The following is a 16,342-nucleotide window of genomic DNA, read 5'->3' as shown; positions in this document are numbered from 1 at the left end:
ATAACTTGTCTATCACAGGGGGAATTTTTTGTGTGTTAATAAAATGAATTGCTAGAGTTTTTTAACAATTTTCATGATATGCTCAAATAGTAAATTTATTAAGAGAGGATAAGGAAACATGAGAGGCATTTCAGCCGAAGATCTTTACCAATTATATTCAGTTACTGATCCGCAATTATCACCCTGTGGCGAGAAGGCTGCTTTTGTCAAGACCATCGCTGACCTTGATAATCATTACACGTCTAATATTTATCTATTAGATCTGAATACTCGTTCTACAAGCCAATGGACCTTTGGAAAGCATAAAAATCACTCACCTCGCTGGTCGCCTGATGGTGAAAAATTAGCATTTCTTTCTAACCGATCTGGTGAAACACAAATTTACTTAATTAGTAAAAATGGCGGAGAAGCCGAATGTCTCACAGAACTCAATAATGGGGCCGGCTCTATCGTCTGGTCTCCCTGTTCTTCAAAAATCCTTTTTTCCAGCGGAGTGACGCCAGGTGAACCATATTTGATAGATCCGAAAAATAAGGAGAAGGATGTAAAACCATCTAAAGCCGCAATCTTTAACAAAGTTCGTTACAAATCCGATTCTTCTGGTTATCTTAAGGACACCTATCAGCAGCTCTTTATATTAGACATAGAAACAAAAGCACTGAACCAGGTGTCAGAAGGAGACTGGGACTGTTCGCCATCTGATTGGTCGCCTGATGGCACAGCCATTGTTTATTCCGCAAGTGAAGATGAAGACCGTGACTATGCCATTATTTCTGATGTATATATGCTTAATCTCTCAAATAATGAAAAAACAAAGTTGACTGGCGGCAGCGGCTACTATTCAGATGCTCATTGGTCACCTGATGGGAGATACCTCTCACTGATCGGCCATGAAAAGGAATACAAAGGAGCTTCTCTTCCAAAAATCTGGCTGTATGATACACAATATGGCGAGCTTAGCTGCCTTACTTCCGAATGGGATGCTTATATTGGGGATATTGCAATAGGAGATTTCCATGCGGGGGGCTCGGATTCGGGGATAACATGGACCTCTGACAGCCTTGGATTTTATTTTATTATGAGTGATCATGGAAGTACGGGTGTTTATTATGGAACGGTTGAAGGAGCTATGTATCCTTCACGCTTGGAGCCAGAACATATTTATGGACTTTCAATCAATCCTCATACGCATCAGGCAGTTGTGGCAATTAGTCATCCTGCCAACCCCGGGGACCTATATTCGTTGAACCTGACTAATGGCACTCTGCAGCAAATGACTAATGTAAACCAATCTTATTTAAACGATATTGAATTAACACCCGCAGAACCCTTCTCGTGGAAAGCTCCGGATGGGAAGGACCTGCACGGCTGGATTATTAAGCCTCTTAAATTCAAACAGGATCAAAAGTATCCGTTAATCCTAGAGATTCATGGCGGGCCGCATGCGATGTATGCGAACACGTATTATCATGAATTTCAAACTCTATCAGCCCAGGGTTTTACCGTCCTCTATACGAATCCGCGAGGAAGTCATGGCTATGGCCAGGAATTCGTTAACGCAGTCAGAGGAGACTATGGCGGAGACGATTATAAAGACATTATGTCTGCAGTAGACCATGCCCTGGCATCTTACTCATATATCGACGAAACCAGGCTGGGAGTAACAGGAGGAAGTTATGGAGGCTTCATGACCAACTGGATCATTGGCCGCACGAACCGATTTAAAGCTGCTGTCACGCAGCGTTGCATCAGTAATTGGCTCAGCTTCTACGGAGTCAGCGATATTGGGTACTACTTTACAGAGTGGGAGCTCAAAGGGAATGTAATCGAGAACCCGGAAATGCTGTGGAATCATTCCCCTCTGAAATATGTTTCCCAAGTAGAGACTCCTCTTCTTTTGCTTCATGGCGAAAAAGATTATCGCTGTCCAATCGAACAAGCCGAGCAATTTTTTGTCGCTCTTAAACGACAGAGAAAAGAAGCGGTCTTAGTTTCCTATCCCGGCGAGAATCATGAAATAACACGAAGCGGAAAACCTTTTGCCCGCATTAATCATACTGAACAAATCAGGGATTGGTTTCTTACATATTTGAAGTAACCAAAAAGGCGATCAATCGATCGCTTTTTTTATCTCATGCCTTTTAGGTCAGCATCGTCGCTTCACTGTTTATTAAGGTTCCAACGCTTTCACCTTCACAGATTTTTCTCATAGTGCCTTCTTGGCTAAAGTTAAAAATATGAACAGGCAATTTAAAATCTCTTGCCAGCAGTAAAGATGATTGATCCATAATTTCTATATTATTTTTTACCACATCATTATAATTCAAGGTCTTATACATTTTTGCCGTTGCATCTTTCCTAGGGTCACTGGTAAATACACCATCAACACCCTGTTTAGCCACTAATATCGCATCACTTTCCATTTCAATGGCCCTTTGTACACTTGGGTAATCGGTTGTCACAAAAGGCTGGCCATTTCCCCCGGCAAAAATCACAATATACCCTTTTTCCAAATGATGGATTGCTCGCAGCCTGATATAAGGTTCAGCAACTGTGGAGGCAGGAATGGATGTCATAACCCGAACCTCTCTATCAGTCTTGCTTTTAAGAACTCCTCTTAGCATCAGACTATTAATAATAGTTCCAAGTGTGCCAATATTATCTGCTTCAACTCGGTCTATTCCCCAATAGTCAGCCAGCTTCCCTCTGAATATATTTCCGCCCCCGATAACAAGCGATACCTCAATGCCAAGGTCTGCCAATGATAATATTTCCTTTCCAATGTGCTCCAGGCTCGCCGGGTCGAAGCTGTTTCCATTCTCATCTGATAAAGCTCCTCCACTCAATTTAACTAAAATTCTTTGATACTTTTTCATCTTTTTCTCCCCCTTTTCAAAAAAAAGAAGCAAATGCTAAATGCATCTGCTTCTTTAATGAAATAAAAGGAAGTGAATGTGATAGATTGATTAGCCAGCGATCTTATCATGCAGCTCACTTCCTTTCCAAATTTTTGCTTTACTGCAAACCATTATATATGTAAACAAGCATATTATACAACTATTATTCTAATAATCGGCAGCACAATAGTCTTTTGTACGGCTTGCTAACAATTTTTTAATAACCTGCAAGGAAAGGATAAAAACTCTCTTCTAATTGATATGTGACCAACCCATCACCATAGTCTTACTTATAGCAAGAATTAAGAAGAACGCCCGCAGGCTCAAACAGCCGGCCTTTTTTAGTAAAGCTCTGTTAAACTTGTCTGTTGATTTCCGCTACAGGCACTCGCTTTCCGCGGGCGGTTCGGGAGCCTCCTCTCACGTGTACGCCTGCGGGGTCTCCCTTAATAGAAAAGCGGAGGACGGTGACTTTCAAGGTACTTCTTTTTTAGAGAATTGTGATGAACAAACTCGTTAAAAAAACCACTATATAGAAAGTTAGATACCTGATAAAGAAGACTTGCTGATTGGCAAGCGACAGCGAAGACAGAAGCATAGTCGCCCTTATGCGTTAGCCAGACATAAGACAAGCGGCAGCGAAAGGCGCTTTTTGCCTTTTGATGGCGAATGGCTTATGACCGAAGGTGTCAGTCCGGAGCTAGACAACACTCGCTTTTCCCTCAGGAGTCTCGTACCTTAAACGAAGGTCAACTTAGTGCGAAAATCAACATTGAACTTTAACATCGCCTTTAGTAAAGAAATTCAGATGGGTTTAAGTTTAAAACTCTGCATATGTCGGATACCATCTGCTGCTCTTCATACGAAAAGTTGCCATCTGCATAACCGACTGCTACACAGTATCTCACAACTAATTTTGCAAGATCTGGCTTGCTTCGCAGCTTGTGAAGCTTACTGAATGCTTCTTCTTTCCCACGATGGTGGTCGCGCGTCATGCTGCCGATATAATGATCAAATTTGGATAAAGCCTGCCCTGGACCAAACGAGCTTAATTCAGAATTCTGAGTGATAAACTCTTGTACTTTTTGTTTTTCAGCATGGTCCAGCCTGCCGTCAGCCATAGCAACTAGTGCAAGACCTGCTACAATTGCATCCAGTGAGTCTGCTGATTTATACTGCTGAATAAGGTTCTTGGCTTGATTTTTAAGGGTATCAGTAATTCGGGATATCTCTGAATTCCCGGGTTCCCAGGTGTTTTTACAATTCACGCATGTCAGCTTCAATTTATTTCCGCCGATAAATCCGCCTAACAGTCCAATCGGCCCTAAAACAAGCCCTCCTATAGCTGCTTTGCCGAGTCCGAATCCTTTTTTGCCTGTCATAACATTCTGCGATCCGCATCTTGAGCAAGTAAATCCGGAACCAGAGGATTGCGAAGCTCCATGGCCTGACGCTGGGTTATGAAAGGAACCGCCCATATTTTGCTGATTAGGAGTGGTATTAAAGTTTTGCTGTGGTGCAAAGCTCTGCTGGGATGGTATCTGCTGAAAAGATGAAGAAGGAGTTGTTCCAAACGAACTCTGAGGTGAAACAGCTGGCTGCGGACTCTCCACTTCTATTCCGAAATTATGGCACAGGGCAGCGAGACCGCCGCTAAATCCGCTTCCTGTTGCAGAAAATTTCCAGTCTCCCTTGTAACGGTATAATTCCGCGACCACAATAGCCGTTTCCACCTGAAAATCACGACCTAAATGATAATGAACTAATGCCTGCCCGGAAGCCTCATCTATGACACGTACATAAGCATTCTGGACCTGACCGAAGTTCTGCCTCCTGCTCTCTCCTTCATGGATCGTTATAGAAAAAGCGATCCGGTGAACATGCTGAGGTACACGCCTAAGGTCTATACGTATTTGTTCATCATCCTGCACTCCCTGGCCGCTTCTATTATCTCCACTATAGATGACCGATCCCTGCCCGCCCTGGGGATTGTTATAAAAAATAAAATCCTGCTCACCCGTTACTTTTCCATTTTCCGTTAGAAGAAAAACAGAAGCATCCAGATCCATTCCACTTTGAGAAGGATCCCACCCAAGACCTACAAGCAAATTGTTCAGTCCAGGTTGTCCTTTAGTCAGATCTACTTTTTGACCTTTGCTTAAAGAAACAGCCATTTATTCCAGCTCCCTTTACTATTAAAAATAGAATCTTATAAATCATTCCATAAATCAATGAATGCATTTGCCTCACAATGCTTACGATATAGAAGTGAAAAAGTTTCATATTATTTAAGACTTAGATTTATTCGCTGTGCTTCTTCATTTTTCCACGGTAATAAATTCGAGAAATTCTACTCTATTCCCAAAAGGGTCGTTAATAAAGAATCTCTTTCTGCCTGCAATCGGCTTGTCAGCCTTTATTTTAACCCCGTTTTTTGATAGATGCTGTTCCAATTCATCTAAATTAGCTACTACTAATGCCGGGTGAGCCTTTTTAGCGGGACTAAAAAATTCCTCAACTCCTATATGAATTTCCTGATTTCCACAGCGGAACCAGCAGCCTGATGGACTTAGGCTTTCCGGTTTCGGGAGTTCTTCCATCCCTAATATTCCTCCATAAAATAATCTTGCTTCCTTTTCGCAATCAGCCGGGGCAGCTAATTGTACATGATCAATTCCTTCAAAACTAAACATATCGCCCATACCTCTTTTCATTTATATGTTTTTTAACCATACAAGTTTAATAAATATCCTTTTTTGTAAATACACCGAAAGAAATAAAAAGGGCCAGCAGCCACCATACAGTCAGCACTGCAAGGGAAAAAGACAAGGTCATTCCTTCTATTGGCGGAGGGCTGCCATTTAAGTAATCTGTCAGTCTCATGTTCAACATAAAGAAATACTTGGCTGATGTCCAGGAAGAGACCATATTGCTTAGGATGGCGCCTGCAATTAGTAATGCCAGAATAATTCCCATACCGGCAGCCGTGCTCCTTATTAAAACAGAAACCATGAAGGACAGAGTACCGACAACAACTGCAGCAAACCAGACTACACCAAAATCCATTAAGATAAATTGCCATTGAGGGATAATGCTGGCACCTGATGCATCGAACCCTGCTTCCGTGATTTGAAACCCAATAAATTCAGGCGCTGTCCAGCCCTTAAATCCAAAAACAACACCCGAAATCAAATAAGAAATCATCCCCATCATGGCAATGATTAGTGATATGGCTAACAGCAATGTTACATACTTGCTGAAAAGAATTTTCCACCTTTTAACCGGCCGGGTGAGGAGCAGTTTAATTGAGCCCATACTAAATTCCGATGATACTAAATCACTTGCTATTACCATAATCATCAGCGGCAGCAGCAAATCAATGGAATTTTCCATAAATTCTTTTGTGAAGCTGGGAGCACCTGGTTCGGCTGGATTGATATCATTGTCCAAATAATATTGCTGCTGTTTTACCCGGACCTCAAGCTCCTTTTTAAAGTCATCAGGAATTCGGCTGTTGCTCAGCCTGTTCTGAGTATCAATAATTTGCTGCTGAAGGGTTGTTCTCCAGTCCGTAGTCCCAAGCTTCTTTAGCTGTGTCTGTACAGTTTGATATTGTGCATATGTAAATAAGACTACAAGTATTGATAGAATAATTCCTACTACAATCAGCCTTTTTCTGGCGAGCAGCTTCAACATTTCATTTTGAATGAGTTTATTCAATCCGATCACCGCCCGTGAGTTCTAAGAATAAATCTTCGAGAGCGGGGAGCCGTCGGTTCATTTCAATTATTTGTATACCTGAATTTACTAATTCCCTGCTCCAAAGCCCTGCTTTATTAGCATCAAAGTCCGTTATAAGGCAGTCTTCCAGCTCTACCACTTCTGTTGCAGATTCAAGGATCTGCTTTGCCTGCTGAAGCGGCTCCACTCTCCATACCATTTTTTCCTGCGACGAAAGCAGAGCATGTACAGTATCAGTCTGAATGACGGCTCCTTTAGATATAATGGCTACACGGTCACACAGCAATTGGATTTCACTTAATAAGTGACTGGAAACAAGGACACTTAAGCCTTCATTTTTGGCTAGATCTCTAATAAACTGTCTCATCTCCCGAATACCGGCCGGATCCAGACCATTGGTAGGTTCATCAAGAATTAAAACCTTTGGATTTCCAAGCAGTGCCTGCGCTATTCCTAATCTCTGCCTCATACCCAGGGAGTAGGTCTTAACTTTGTCGTGAATTCTTTCACTCAAACCTACCAGCTCTATGACCTCAGCCAGTCTTTTACTCTGAAAACCTGGAATCATCCGTGCAAAGTGAACTAAATTGTCGTAGCCCGATAAAAAAGGATACAGCTCAGGATTTTCTACAATACATCCCAGATGCATCATCGCATTTGTAAAATCCTTTTGCAGATCGTAACCGCAAATACTGATGCTGCCGGATGTAGGCCTGATTAGACCTGTCAGCATTCTGATGGTAGTAGTTTTTCCTGCTCCGTTTGGACCGAGAAATCCAAAGACTTCGCCCTCGTATAGTTCAATATCAATCCCTTTTATAATTTCTTTTTTACCTATCTTTTTCTTTAGATTTTTAACTGAGAGTGTAATCAAGCCATTTCTTCCTCCTTACCATGTCAGCAGTGCAGCAACTCGTTCTGCAATCAAACGGTACCCTTTTGAATTCGGGTGAAAGCGGTCTGTATATAGATAGTCATTGACTTTAAGTTCAAACAAATCAAATGTGGGTACATAAACTGTTTTTATCTGCTTTGCTGCTGCTTCAGCACTCTTATAATTCCACTCTCTCACCACTTGAGAAGTATCCTTTCCATTCTCAAGCTCAATAAAAGGATTGTACAAACCGACCAAAAAAATCACAGCGCCGCTATTTGAAGACCTTACATGAGATAAAATGGCCTCTAAATTATGCAGATATTTTTGTTGAATTGATTTTACTGCCGCCGGCTGGAAATCTACCAGAGTCTGTCCTCCCTGGAATAAATCATTTCCTCCTATCGTAATCAAAATATAATCAGCTTCCTTCAGCTGTCTTGTTACAGAGTACGTTTTCACTTGAGCAAGCAGTGAATCAGACTTTTGGCCGCTTATACCAAGGTTCTGAACGATCACAGGTTTTTTAGACTTAGCTTTCATTTCGTCTGTCAGATAGCCAATATATCCTTTGCCAGTCTCATCACCCATTCCCCTTGTTAATGAGTCTCCAACAGCCACTACTTTAAGGTCTTTCTCATTGTTGACGGCCTGACTCTTTTTGCCGGTATCCTGGGAAGTATTTTTACTCTCATCAGCCTGTACATTAAGATTTGTTTGTACTGCGTACAAAAATCCTCCAAGCCATACGCACAGTAATACGGCAGAAAGGGCTGTAATCACGATTGATAGTGGTTTTTTCAGAATAAACACCTCACACATTAATCTCTTACTTCCATTAAATCACAAACAGTATCAGGACAAAAATTTAAACAATTTATTCTGAAAAAATAAAAAAAAGCTAACCCTTAGGGCTAACTTATTTTCATACTAATTCATATTGTTTCCCTGGGTCTCGGATATCTCAGATAAGGCGAATCCAGCCTGGGATTTTGTTTCATCATGCACAGCAATGTCTCTGAGAGCAATAATGCCGACCAGCTTTTCATCTTTAACAACTGGCAGACGCTTGATCTGCTGTTCTGCCATCATGTGTGCCGCTTCCTCTATACTCATATCAGGATCAGCAGTATATAAGTCAGAGCTCATAATATCAGTTACCTTGGTGGAACCGGGATGCTTTTCAGCTACACCTCTCACAACAATGTCTCTGTCCGTAATCACACCCACAAGGCGGTTATCCTCTAGAATTGGTATGATACCGACATCCAGATCCTTCATTTTGACTGCAACCTCAAAAACATTATCAAGAGTTGTACAGTAATCAACAGTAGAAGACATATAATCTTTTACAGTTTTCATAGAATACCTCCAATCTTCATTTCCATGTTAGTTTTGCCGCTGACTTTGTTATTATTCTGATTCAGCGCATTAAATTAGTGGTTAAGTAGCAATGTCCTTATTCATTAATGCTATAACCTTTACTTTCGGCTTCCAGCAGTCAAATTGATATTTTGGATTTGTTTCATAGCCAAGCCTTGAACAAAAATAGCGCATACCTGAATCTTCCCTGATTGGTTTAAAATGAATACATGATGCACAACAATGGAATTTTTTCATATTTACTCTCCATCCCATTCTTTATTAGCTTTATTTTCCCTGAATATGTATGGAGGAGCAACAAAAATAAACTTTCCTTCAGGCAAGATTTTACTTCCTGAATCCAATGAAGCATCATATCATCGCCTGCCAGGATTTCCGTTCGAGGCGCTTCGCTTTCCGCGGGGCGAGCGGTGAGCCTCCTCGTCGCAAATGCTTTTGCAGGGTCTGACCTTTCCCGTTACTCCCGCTGGAGTCTTCGCGCTCCTTCTACTCCAATCAACCGGCTTGAAATTACTCTCGAACGTTCCCTAAGTCTATTTTAAAATTAATACATAAAATGATTAAGGTGACGAAGATGCTTTCCAAGACCAATCATAATCCAGCGAGATCAATTAGAGGTGATTTTCACTATGCAGAGAAGAACGAAGACCACGATAGAATGTTTTTCTTTTAAAAGCGGCAAAAATATCGCCGAACAATGGGATCATATTATTACTGGCAATGGTCAGGACCAAGGTTTGGTATTCTGCTGCTCCTTATCCTCTGCCAGTTTACCGGAGCTTTCAGGATGCTGGGGAAACAGCTTTCCACATCTAATCTCCTCAATAAAACACGAAAAAAGAGCGTACTAGACACGCTCTTTTTTAACTTCATTCTTTATCTTCTTTTACTATCAACAGTTTTCCCTACATAGTAATCATTAACCTGTTCGTGCGTCTTTGCAAGTCCTTGTGCAGTTTCATCCATATTTTCGGTTTTCTCTGGATCATAGTTTTTGCCGGCTACCTTTTCAGCGGCGGTTTGTTGTTTTTCAGTCAATCGTATCGCCTCCCTTGGTGATACGATATATGTACCCTTTCACTACATGAGGTAATCCTACTTTTCAGGGAATAGGGCATGCTGGCCATATACAATCTCTCCGTAATTCGGTTTTGTTTGTATTATTGGCGCCTGACAATTTTATAGTTGCGCCATTCTTCTGGCAGCATCGATTGATATTTTGGAGTTAGATACCTGTCATCTATTAGAACAATAGTACCGGTGTCAGATTCAGATCGAATCAGTCTTCCGCCCGCTTGAAGAATTTTATTCATACCTGGGAACACATAGGCATAATCATAGCCATTTTTTCCGGTGCTAGTAAAATAATCTTTCATTATATTTCTTTCTGCATTCAATTGAGGCAGGCCTACTCCTACCACTACCACACCACTAAGCCTGTCCCCTTTTAAGTCTACACCCTCAGAGAAAATACCGCCCAAAACAGCAAATCCTGCATGAGAATCTGCAGCATTTTCAGTAAATGACTCTAAAAAATCTTCTCTTTCTTGTTCGGTCATATCCGAATTCTGTATAGATATCTTCCCTGAAAATTCTTTTTGCATAAAAATAGAAAGTACATCCTGCATATATTTATAAGAAGGAAAAAATATTAAATAATTCCCAGGCTTCCCGTTTACCTGCTCATAAATGTAATCGGAAATGGGAACTAAACTGCGTTCTCTATCATGGTAACGAGTTGAGAGTGGATATATGAATATTTCTGTCTGCTCGGCTGTAAATGGAGTTGGAATGGAAATCGTATAATCTGTTTGATCAGCACCCAGCATATCCTTGAAAAAATGAATCGGCTGCAGCGTAGCTGAAAAATACACTTTGGACCTATACCCCTTTCCCGTTTTCTGAAGCTGCATGGAAGGATCAAGGCATAGCAAAGAAATTCTAATCTCATTTCTGTCTTTTTCACAGAAATAAACAAATCGTTCGTCAAATAACTTTGCAATTCGTAAAAAATCACCCGCAGAAAAAAAAGCTTCAAGAAGAAGTTCATCAGGCTCTGTCCTTGATGAAAGAAGTTCTGCTTCTGCATGGCCGGTAAATTCATCTACTAATACTAACAATTCCTCAGGAATGTTCTTCTCTACAATAAATCCTGATAGAGGGATCTGTTTTTTAACAGCTATAAAAAAATCATTCAGTTTTTTCGCCGCTTCAGAAAGAGATTTGTTTATACTTTTAAATTCTCTTTTTATATGAAGGAACTCGGATTTAACCAACTGAGAGGAAAACATATTCCTTGCCCGTTCCACCAGATTATGTGCTTCATCAACGAGCAGAACGGTTTCCTTTTTTTGCTCTTCAACAAGTCTTCTTAAGGAAACTTTAGGATCAAAGATGTAATTGTAGTCACAAATAATGACATCCGCCGTATAAGCAAGATCTAAGGAAAATTCAAAAGGGCATACTTTATGTTTGAAAGCATATTGCTCGATTACTTTGCGATTCATAATCGTTTCGTTTGATAAAATATCAAGAATTGCCCCGTTAATCCTATCATAATAGCCATTGGAAAAATCACAGCTTTCTTTACTGCAAGACAGATTTTCCTTAAAACATACCTTTTCTTTTGCTGTTATGGTTACTGAATGTACAGTGAGGCCTTTCTGTAACATCAGAAAAAAAGCTTCTTCAGCCACCTGCCTTGTTATAGTTTTAGCCGTAAGATATATGATCCGTTTTAATTTCCCTTCGCCCATAGCCTTTATCGAGGGGAAAGTGGCCGATATCGTTTTCCCAATTCCGGTTGGAGCATTTGCAAATAAATTCTTTTGCTCTGATATAGTTTTGTAAACGGCACCTGCAAAGTGCCTCTGGCCTTTCCGATAGGAGGAATAAGGGAATTTTAAGCTTTGGATACTGCTGTCTCTTTTAGCCATATGCCGAAGTCTTAAATTGGCATATGGCAGGTATTCTTTTATTACAAAGTTTATAAAAGTTTCCAGCTCATCGAAACTTAATCTTTTTCTAAAAACTGCCTTTTCTTCTGTTAGCACGTGTACATATGTAAGCTGCACAATCATATGGGCAGAATGATGATATTTTGCATACATATAAGCATAGCATTGGGCCTGAGCCCAGTGGACTGGATATGTATCTTCTGTAATTCCATTAAGATCTTTTTTTGTAGATTTGATTTCATCTATGATTATTTCGTCATTTTCGATTAAAAGTCCATCGCAGCGGCCTTCCAGCTTGATCATTATTTCCTCAAGCGTCAGTTCAGTCCGCAAGAATACTTCTTTTTGGTCTGTTTCTTTATACGACTTCTGTATTTTTTGGTGGATCTTTGTGCCCTCGGTCATAGCTGTCGCTGACCTGAATCCTGTTTCAATACTTCCGCTTCTAAAAACATATTCGACTAAAGGCCTTACTGAAAGACTTATTTCTTCCTGCATCATATCACCCTGTTAATCAAGTCTCTTTCTCTTTCCCATACTATATCATTAACTTGCTCTAAATACTCTTACTAAAGAAGCTGGCACATTAACATGCCAGAAATTATCGTGCCCTAGCTACAATACCATTATGAACCTTGATATACCCGTGCCGAAGAATATCAAGTCCGTTTTCATACAGATACAATCCCATCTGCTCTATTGTCATCAACTCTCGGTAGGTATGGTTCATTACATCTGCCATGATTTCATAATATAGCTTTGATCGAAGCTGAGCCCTCGGCGTGGTCATGATTATATATCCCCCAGCCTTTAGAAACTTTCGGTGCCACTCTACAACCTCTGCTTTCATTTCATCAGGAAAATGCTCCAGCAGACCGACGCTTAGGACAATATCAAATTCATGGCCAAATGGCAGCTTTCTTATATCAGAAACTACATACTCCGTAGGAATATCCGTTTTATAATAGATTTTCTTCCCGCCAGTCAGCGGATCTTCCCCCAAAAAAGGATAAGAATCCGGAAATTCTCCGTACCGGGTATCCTTGCAAAATGGATCATAGTCAACCAGGACTATTTCGCTTCCTGGATACAAGGAGGCGAGCTGCATCGCTTCGTAGCCTTCGGCGGCACCTAGAAACAAAATTTTGGGAGCTTTGAGCTCCAGCCCCTCAAATAGGGCTCTCTTGCCGCGAGGATCCCATATTCCATCCTGAATTCTATGTACATAATTCCAAAGATGGATTCTGATGAAGCCTCCTGCAGCTGCCTTCGTTTCTGCAGGTTTAAACTGCTTTAAGCTATTAAAGAAACGTTCTTTTGTTATATCCATTTCTTGGGGAACATCCTTAACAAACCATTCATGAAAAGATTTATTAAACATTTCCCACGAAGTGCGGGCAGGCAGTTCACGACGGTTTTCAGTTTCCCAATTCTTTTTGTCCTTTGCATAGGAAGTTACCTGATATGGCCTCCCGACATCTTTCCACTTTAATGAGGACCAGTCTCTTACCGTATTTAACTTTACAAATTTATTATATTCCTTCTCAGTGAAATCTCTTGTATCAATTCGATAAGAAGGAGCAAGCAGTGTATGGGCTGAATACGGTGTTATATCCCTTTCGATCTCCAGCATGTAATCCACTCCTGATTTTAACTTAGTACTTAGTCATCGTATAATGTTTATGTTCTTATTCAAAGTTTACATTCTATATATATTCCATCACTACAATCAAAAATCCTTTGACGTAGAGCAGAAAAATTGAAAAAAGTGCAGCCAAATGTATGGCAGCACCTTTTTGGAACAAATATTTGTTTGTAAAGTTAAACATACTATTACAGCTTAACTGTGTTTAAACTGTATAGCATATATTTAGGTGAGAGTAATCAACATTCAAAACCTAAATATGAAAGCCCTACCTCTCTTCCATCCTGCGACTCCTAGGTCGCGCCAGTTGAAAAACAAGATTTTGACTCTTTCAGCAAAATTTTATAATATACGGTAACACCGTCTAATCTACTTATTTAAAATAGTTGTAACTGTTATATCATATAGACCGCGTCTATATGCCGGTATTACCCCAGCTTAATAAGTGCAGCAGCATGCACTTGGGTTAGCATTAAGCGGAAATATCATGTTGTAATTAAAGTCTGTTAAAATTCTGCTTTTTAATTACCCTCGATATTTCAATTCATATCCTCAACTAATATAATTGAAACTAAGTCCTAATTATAACCCATATTTCACTTGAAGTCAATGCTGGATTTTTTACTGAAAGAAAATTGATTACTCTTTTTAATTTGTGTTTGTTATAACTCTTTTCCCACGGGACTGTTTTTCTAAACATTGGATTCAATCATATAAAAACAAAAAAATTAACCAATAAAAGCGGATGAATTTTCACTAAATGATAATATGCTTATTTTTTCCCTTCATCACTTCATATAGACCATAAATAGCTAATCCAATGGAAGTAACCCCAAGAATCCAGGGTCCATAGGCTTGATGAAGCATTTTTTCTAATGCACCATCCAAACCTTTAGGATTATTCGGGTTTACTGTTACAGCCATTTTCACCACAAAATATCCAAGGAAGCAAAAGACAATTCCCTTTGCAGTCAGCCCAAGCATTCCCGCTTTCTTTGTTACGGCAACTTCATTTTCGCTCATCCCGGCCAAGTCAAATTGCTTTAGGAAGCCCTTGCTCCATCCAGCATACATTTCATACATTCCGCATCCAAAGATGCCGATTCCTATTAGTCCTATGATCCATTGACCGGCTTCTGCACTCAAAAGCATTTCAGTCCATGTTTGCTTAGTGTTCCCGGAATTCCCAGCATGGGCGGCAAGAGAAAATGCCCTTCCAGCAAGTCCAATATAAATACCACAGGATATGGCATATCCGATTCTTTTTATAATATCCTTCATTCCGTGTTTGTTTTGAGACTGCTGATTGATTATTTGAAAGAAAAGCCACAATATATACCCTACAAGCCCTAAGGCAATAATCCATACAATTATTTCTCCATAAGGTTTGCTTACAACCGAAGCAAAGACACCACTCGTTCCCTTTGCTTTGCTGCCTATTCCACATGCGGCTAATAAGGACAAAATACCAGCTAAGAAAAAAACAGTTCCTTTTGCCATAAAGCCTGCACGGGCAAATTTTTTAATCCAGGGTTTAATTTCATGTGAGACTTCCTTTGCCTGGGTCTTTGCGGCCTCCTTAGCTTCTGCGTTTATCATTTTAGAGATTCTCCTCTCAGTTCTTACCATCTATTAGTTCATTCCCGCTTTAAGGATGCAAGAAACTCTAATAGACCAAAATACCTATTCCTTATTATGGGTTTAGAATCTCTTTCCGGACCGTTCTCCGCATTTCATGGCGCAATCAACAAGCAAGTTTTAACAGCTTAACAAAAAAGAGATTGCCCTCAATAAGGCAATCTCAGTGGTGAAGTGATTATTTAATTACGGTAACCTTAACTGTTTTTGTTCCCCAGTTTAAAGCATTCTGCTCATTCGGAATGAAAACATCTATGCGGTTGCCTTTAATGGCACCACCCGTATCTTCTGCGGTCGCATAGCCGTAGCCTTCAACATACACTTTAGAACCGAGCGGGATAACTGATGGATCTACTGCGATAACCTTTGCATTTGGATTTTCCTTTATGTTCACACCAGTTGCAGTGATTCCAGAACAGCCCTCACAGTCAGCCGTATAAGCTGTTGCATTTACAGTCAGAACTTTAGCAGGGGCGGCTTCCTGTTTCACAGCTGCCGGTTGTGCTGCTGTCGGTCGTGCAGCTGCAGGTTGTGCTGCCACCGGTTTAGCTTCAGCTGGTTTTGAAGCAGCTGTAGTTTTTTGAGGCGGAACACTGTAGGAAACAGAATTCACTTTTAGATTTTGGCCTGGCTGAATGATATCTGAAGATAAGTTATTCCATTGTTTAATATTGTACTCTGACACACCATATTTTTTCGCAATGCTCCATATAGTCTCACCTTGATGTACGACATGCCGTTTGTCCGGAGATACTATTATATGCTGCTCAGGATGAATAATATCGCTTTTTAGATTGTTCCATCTTTTTAAGTCGGATACTTCTACACCGTGGTTCTGGCTGATTCTCCATAAAGTATCGCCTTTTTTCACTACCATTTCATCTGCCTGGGCATTAACTCCCATTGTACCTGTAAGCGCCGCAGCTGCGACTAATGAGAATAAAGTCTTTTTCATATGTATATTCCTCCTAGTGCTTCTTTGTTCGCTAATGTCTTCTATCATATCAGAAAAAGTAGCGTTATAAAGAACAGGGAGATATTAATTGGATGACTTTCTTAACATAAATATAACGAGAGTTTTACACAAAAACCGAATATTCTGATAATAAAGCTTCATTATTTCTGTTTATATCTATGATTTATTCTCAAAAAAAGCTTGAATTCCTTACTTTTATCCTTAAAATTCATGAAATGAAAATATTTTTTA

Annotated in this window: 14 protein-coding genes; 1 reads left to right on the top strand and 13 read right to left on the bottom strand. The window is 40.2% G+C overall.

All coding sequences use genetic code 11. The annotated features are described in order from the left end of the window. Window positions 1–118 precede the first annotated feature (118 nt). Window positions 119–2,098, top strand: coding sequence for a S9 family peptidase (locus tag JOC77_RS13790; RefSeq protein ID WP_204544150.1), 1,980 nt, complete (start codon window positions 119–121; stop codon window positions 2,096–2,098). A gap of 43 nt (window positions 2,099–2,141) precedes the next feature. Here JOC77_RS13790 and pyrH read toward each other — a convergent pair whose 3' ends face one another. The 13 genes from pyrH to JOC77_RS13725 all read right to left on the bottom strand — a co-directional run bounded on the left by pyrH (window position 2,142) and on the right by JOC77_RS13725 (window position 16,090). After that, window positions 2,142–2,876, bottom strand: a complete 735-nt coding sequence (gene pyrH / locus JOC77_RS13785; protein WP_204544148.1) for a UMP kinase — start codon at window positions 2,874–2,876, stop codon at window positions 2,142–2,144. An 812-nt stretch (window positions 2,877–3,688) separates the two neighbouring features. Beyond that, window positions 3,689–5,071, bottom strand: coding sequence for a TerD family protein (locus tag JOC77_RS21625; RefSeq protein ID WP_204544146.1), 1,383 nt, complete (start codon window positions 5,069–5,071; stop codon window positions 3,689–3,691). 144 nt (window positions 5,072–5,215) lie between these two features. Further along, window positions 5,216–5,590, bottom strand: a complete 375-nt coding sequence (locus JOC77_RS13775; protein ID WP_204544144.1) for a VOC family protein — start codon at window positions 5,588–5,590, stop codon at window positions 5,216–5,218. Window positions 5,591–5,636: 46 nt separating this feature from the next. Then, window positions 5,637–6,617, bottom strand: coding sequence for an ABC transporter permease subunit (locus JOC77_RS13770; RefSeq protein ID WP_204544142.1), 981 nt, complete (start codon window positions 6,615–6,617; stop codon window positions 5,637–5,639). Next, window positions 6,610–7,512, bottom strand: a complete 903-nt coding sequence (locus JOC77_RS13765; protein ID WP_204544140.1) for an ABC transporter ATP-binding protein — start codon at window positions 7,510–7,512, stop codon at window positions 6,610–6,612. The genes JOC77_RS13770 and JOC77_RS13765 overlap by 8 nt, the downstream gene beginning before the upstream one ends. A gap of 15 nt (window positions 7,513–7,527) precedes the next feature. After that, complete coding sequence (locus tag JOC77_RS13760) at window positions 7,528–8,244, bottom strand: SGNH/GDSL hydrolase family protein (RefSeq protein ID WP_239558758.1); 717 nt, start codon at window positions 8,242–8,244, stop codon at window positions 7,528–7,530. A gap of 198 nt (window positions 8,245–8,442) precedes the next feature. After that, complete coding sequence (locus JOC77_RS13755; RefSeq protein WP_204544136.1) at window positions 8,443–8,874, bottom strand: CBS domain-containing protein; 432 nt, start codon at window positions 8,872–8,874, stop codon at window positions 8,443–8,445. Between the two features lie 81 nt (window positions 8,875–8,955). Further along, window positions 8,956–9,132, bottom strand: a complete 177-nt coding sequence (locus tag JOC77_RS13750; protein ID WP_204544135.1) for a hypothetical protein — start codon at window positions 9,130–9,132, stop codon at window positions 8,956–8,958. A 639-nt stretch (window positions 9,133–9,771) separates the two neighbouring features. Beyond that, window positions 9,772–9,933 (bottom strand): YozQ family protein, encoded by a 162-nt coding sequence (locus tag JOC77_RS13745; RefSeq protein WP_204544134.1) that lies wholly within the window; start codon window positions 9,931–9,933, stop codon window positions 9,772–9,774. 122 nt (window positions 9,934–10,055) lie between these two features. Next, window positions 10,056–12,350: an ATP-dependent DNA helicase gene (locus JOC77_RS13740; RefSeq protein ID WP_204544209.1), complete on the bottom strand. Its 2,295-nt coding sequence runs from the start codon at window positions 12,348–12,350 to the stop codon at window positions 10,056–10,058. Between the two features lie 103 nt (window positions 12,351–12,453). Then, window positions 12,454–13,485, bottom strand: a complete 1,032-nt coding sequence (locus JOC77_RS13735; protein WP_204544133.1) for a class I SAM-dependent methyltransferase — start codon at window positions 13,483–13,485, stop codon at window positions 12,454–12,456. 768 nt (window positions 13,486–14,253) lie between these two features. Next, a complete protein-coding gene (locus JOC77_RS13730; protein WP_204544132.1) occupies window positions 14,254–15,096 on the bottom strand; it encodes a DUF1206 domain-containing protein in 843 nt (280 codons plus the stop codon). Between the two features lie 217 nt (window positions 15,097–15,313). Further along, window positions 15,314–16,090 carry a LysM peptidoglycan-binding and 3D domain-containing protein gene (locus JOC77_RS13725; protein WP_204544131.1) on the bottom strand — a complete coding sequence of 259 codons (777 nt, stop codon included), beginning with the start codon at window positions 16,088–16,090 and terminating at the stop codon, window positions 15,314–15,316. Window positions 16,091–16,342: the final 252 nt, after the last annotated feature.

The organism is Peribacillus deserti (assembly GCF_016909175.1).
Taxonomy (GTDB): domain Bacteria; phylum Bacillota; class Bacilli; order Bacillales; family DSM-1321; genus Paraperibacillus; species Paraperibacillus deserti.
Note: the sequence above shows the minus strand (reverse complement) of the source record. Positions and strands in the feature narration are given on the sequence as shown.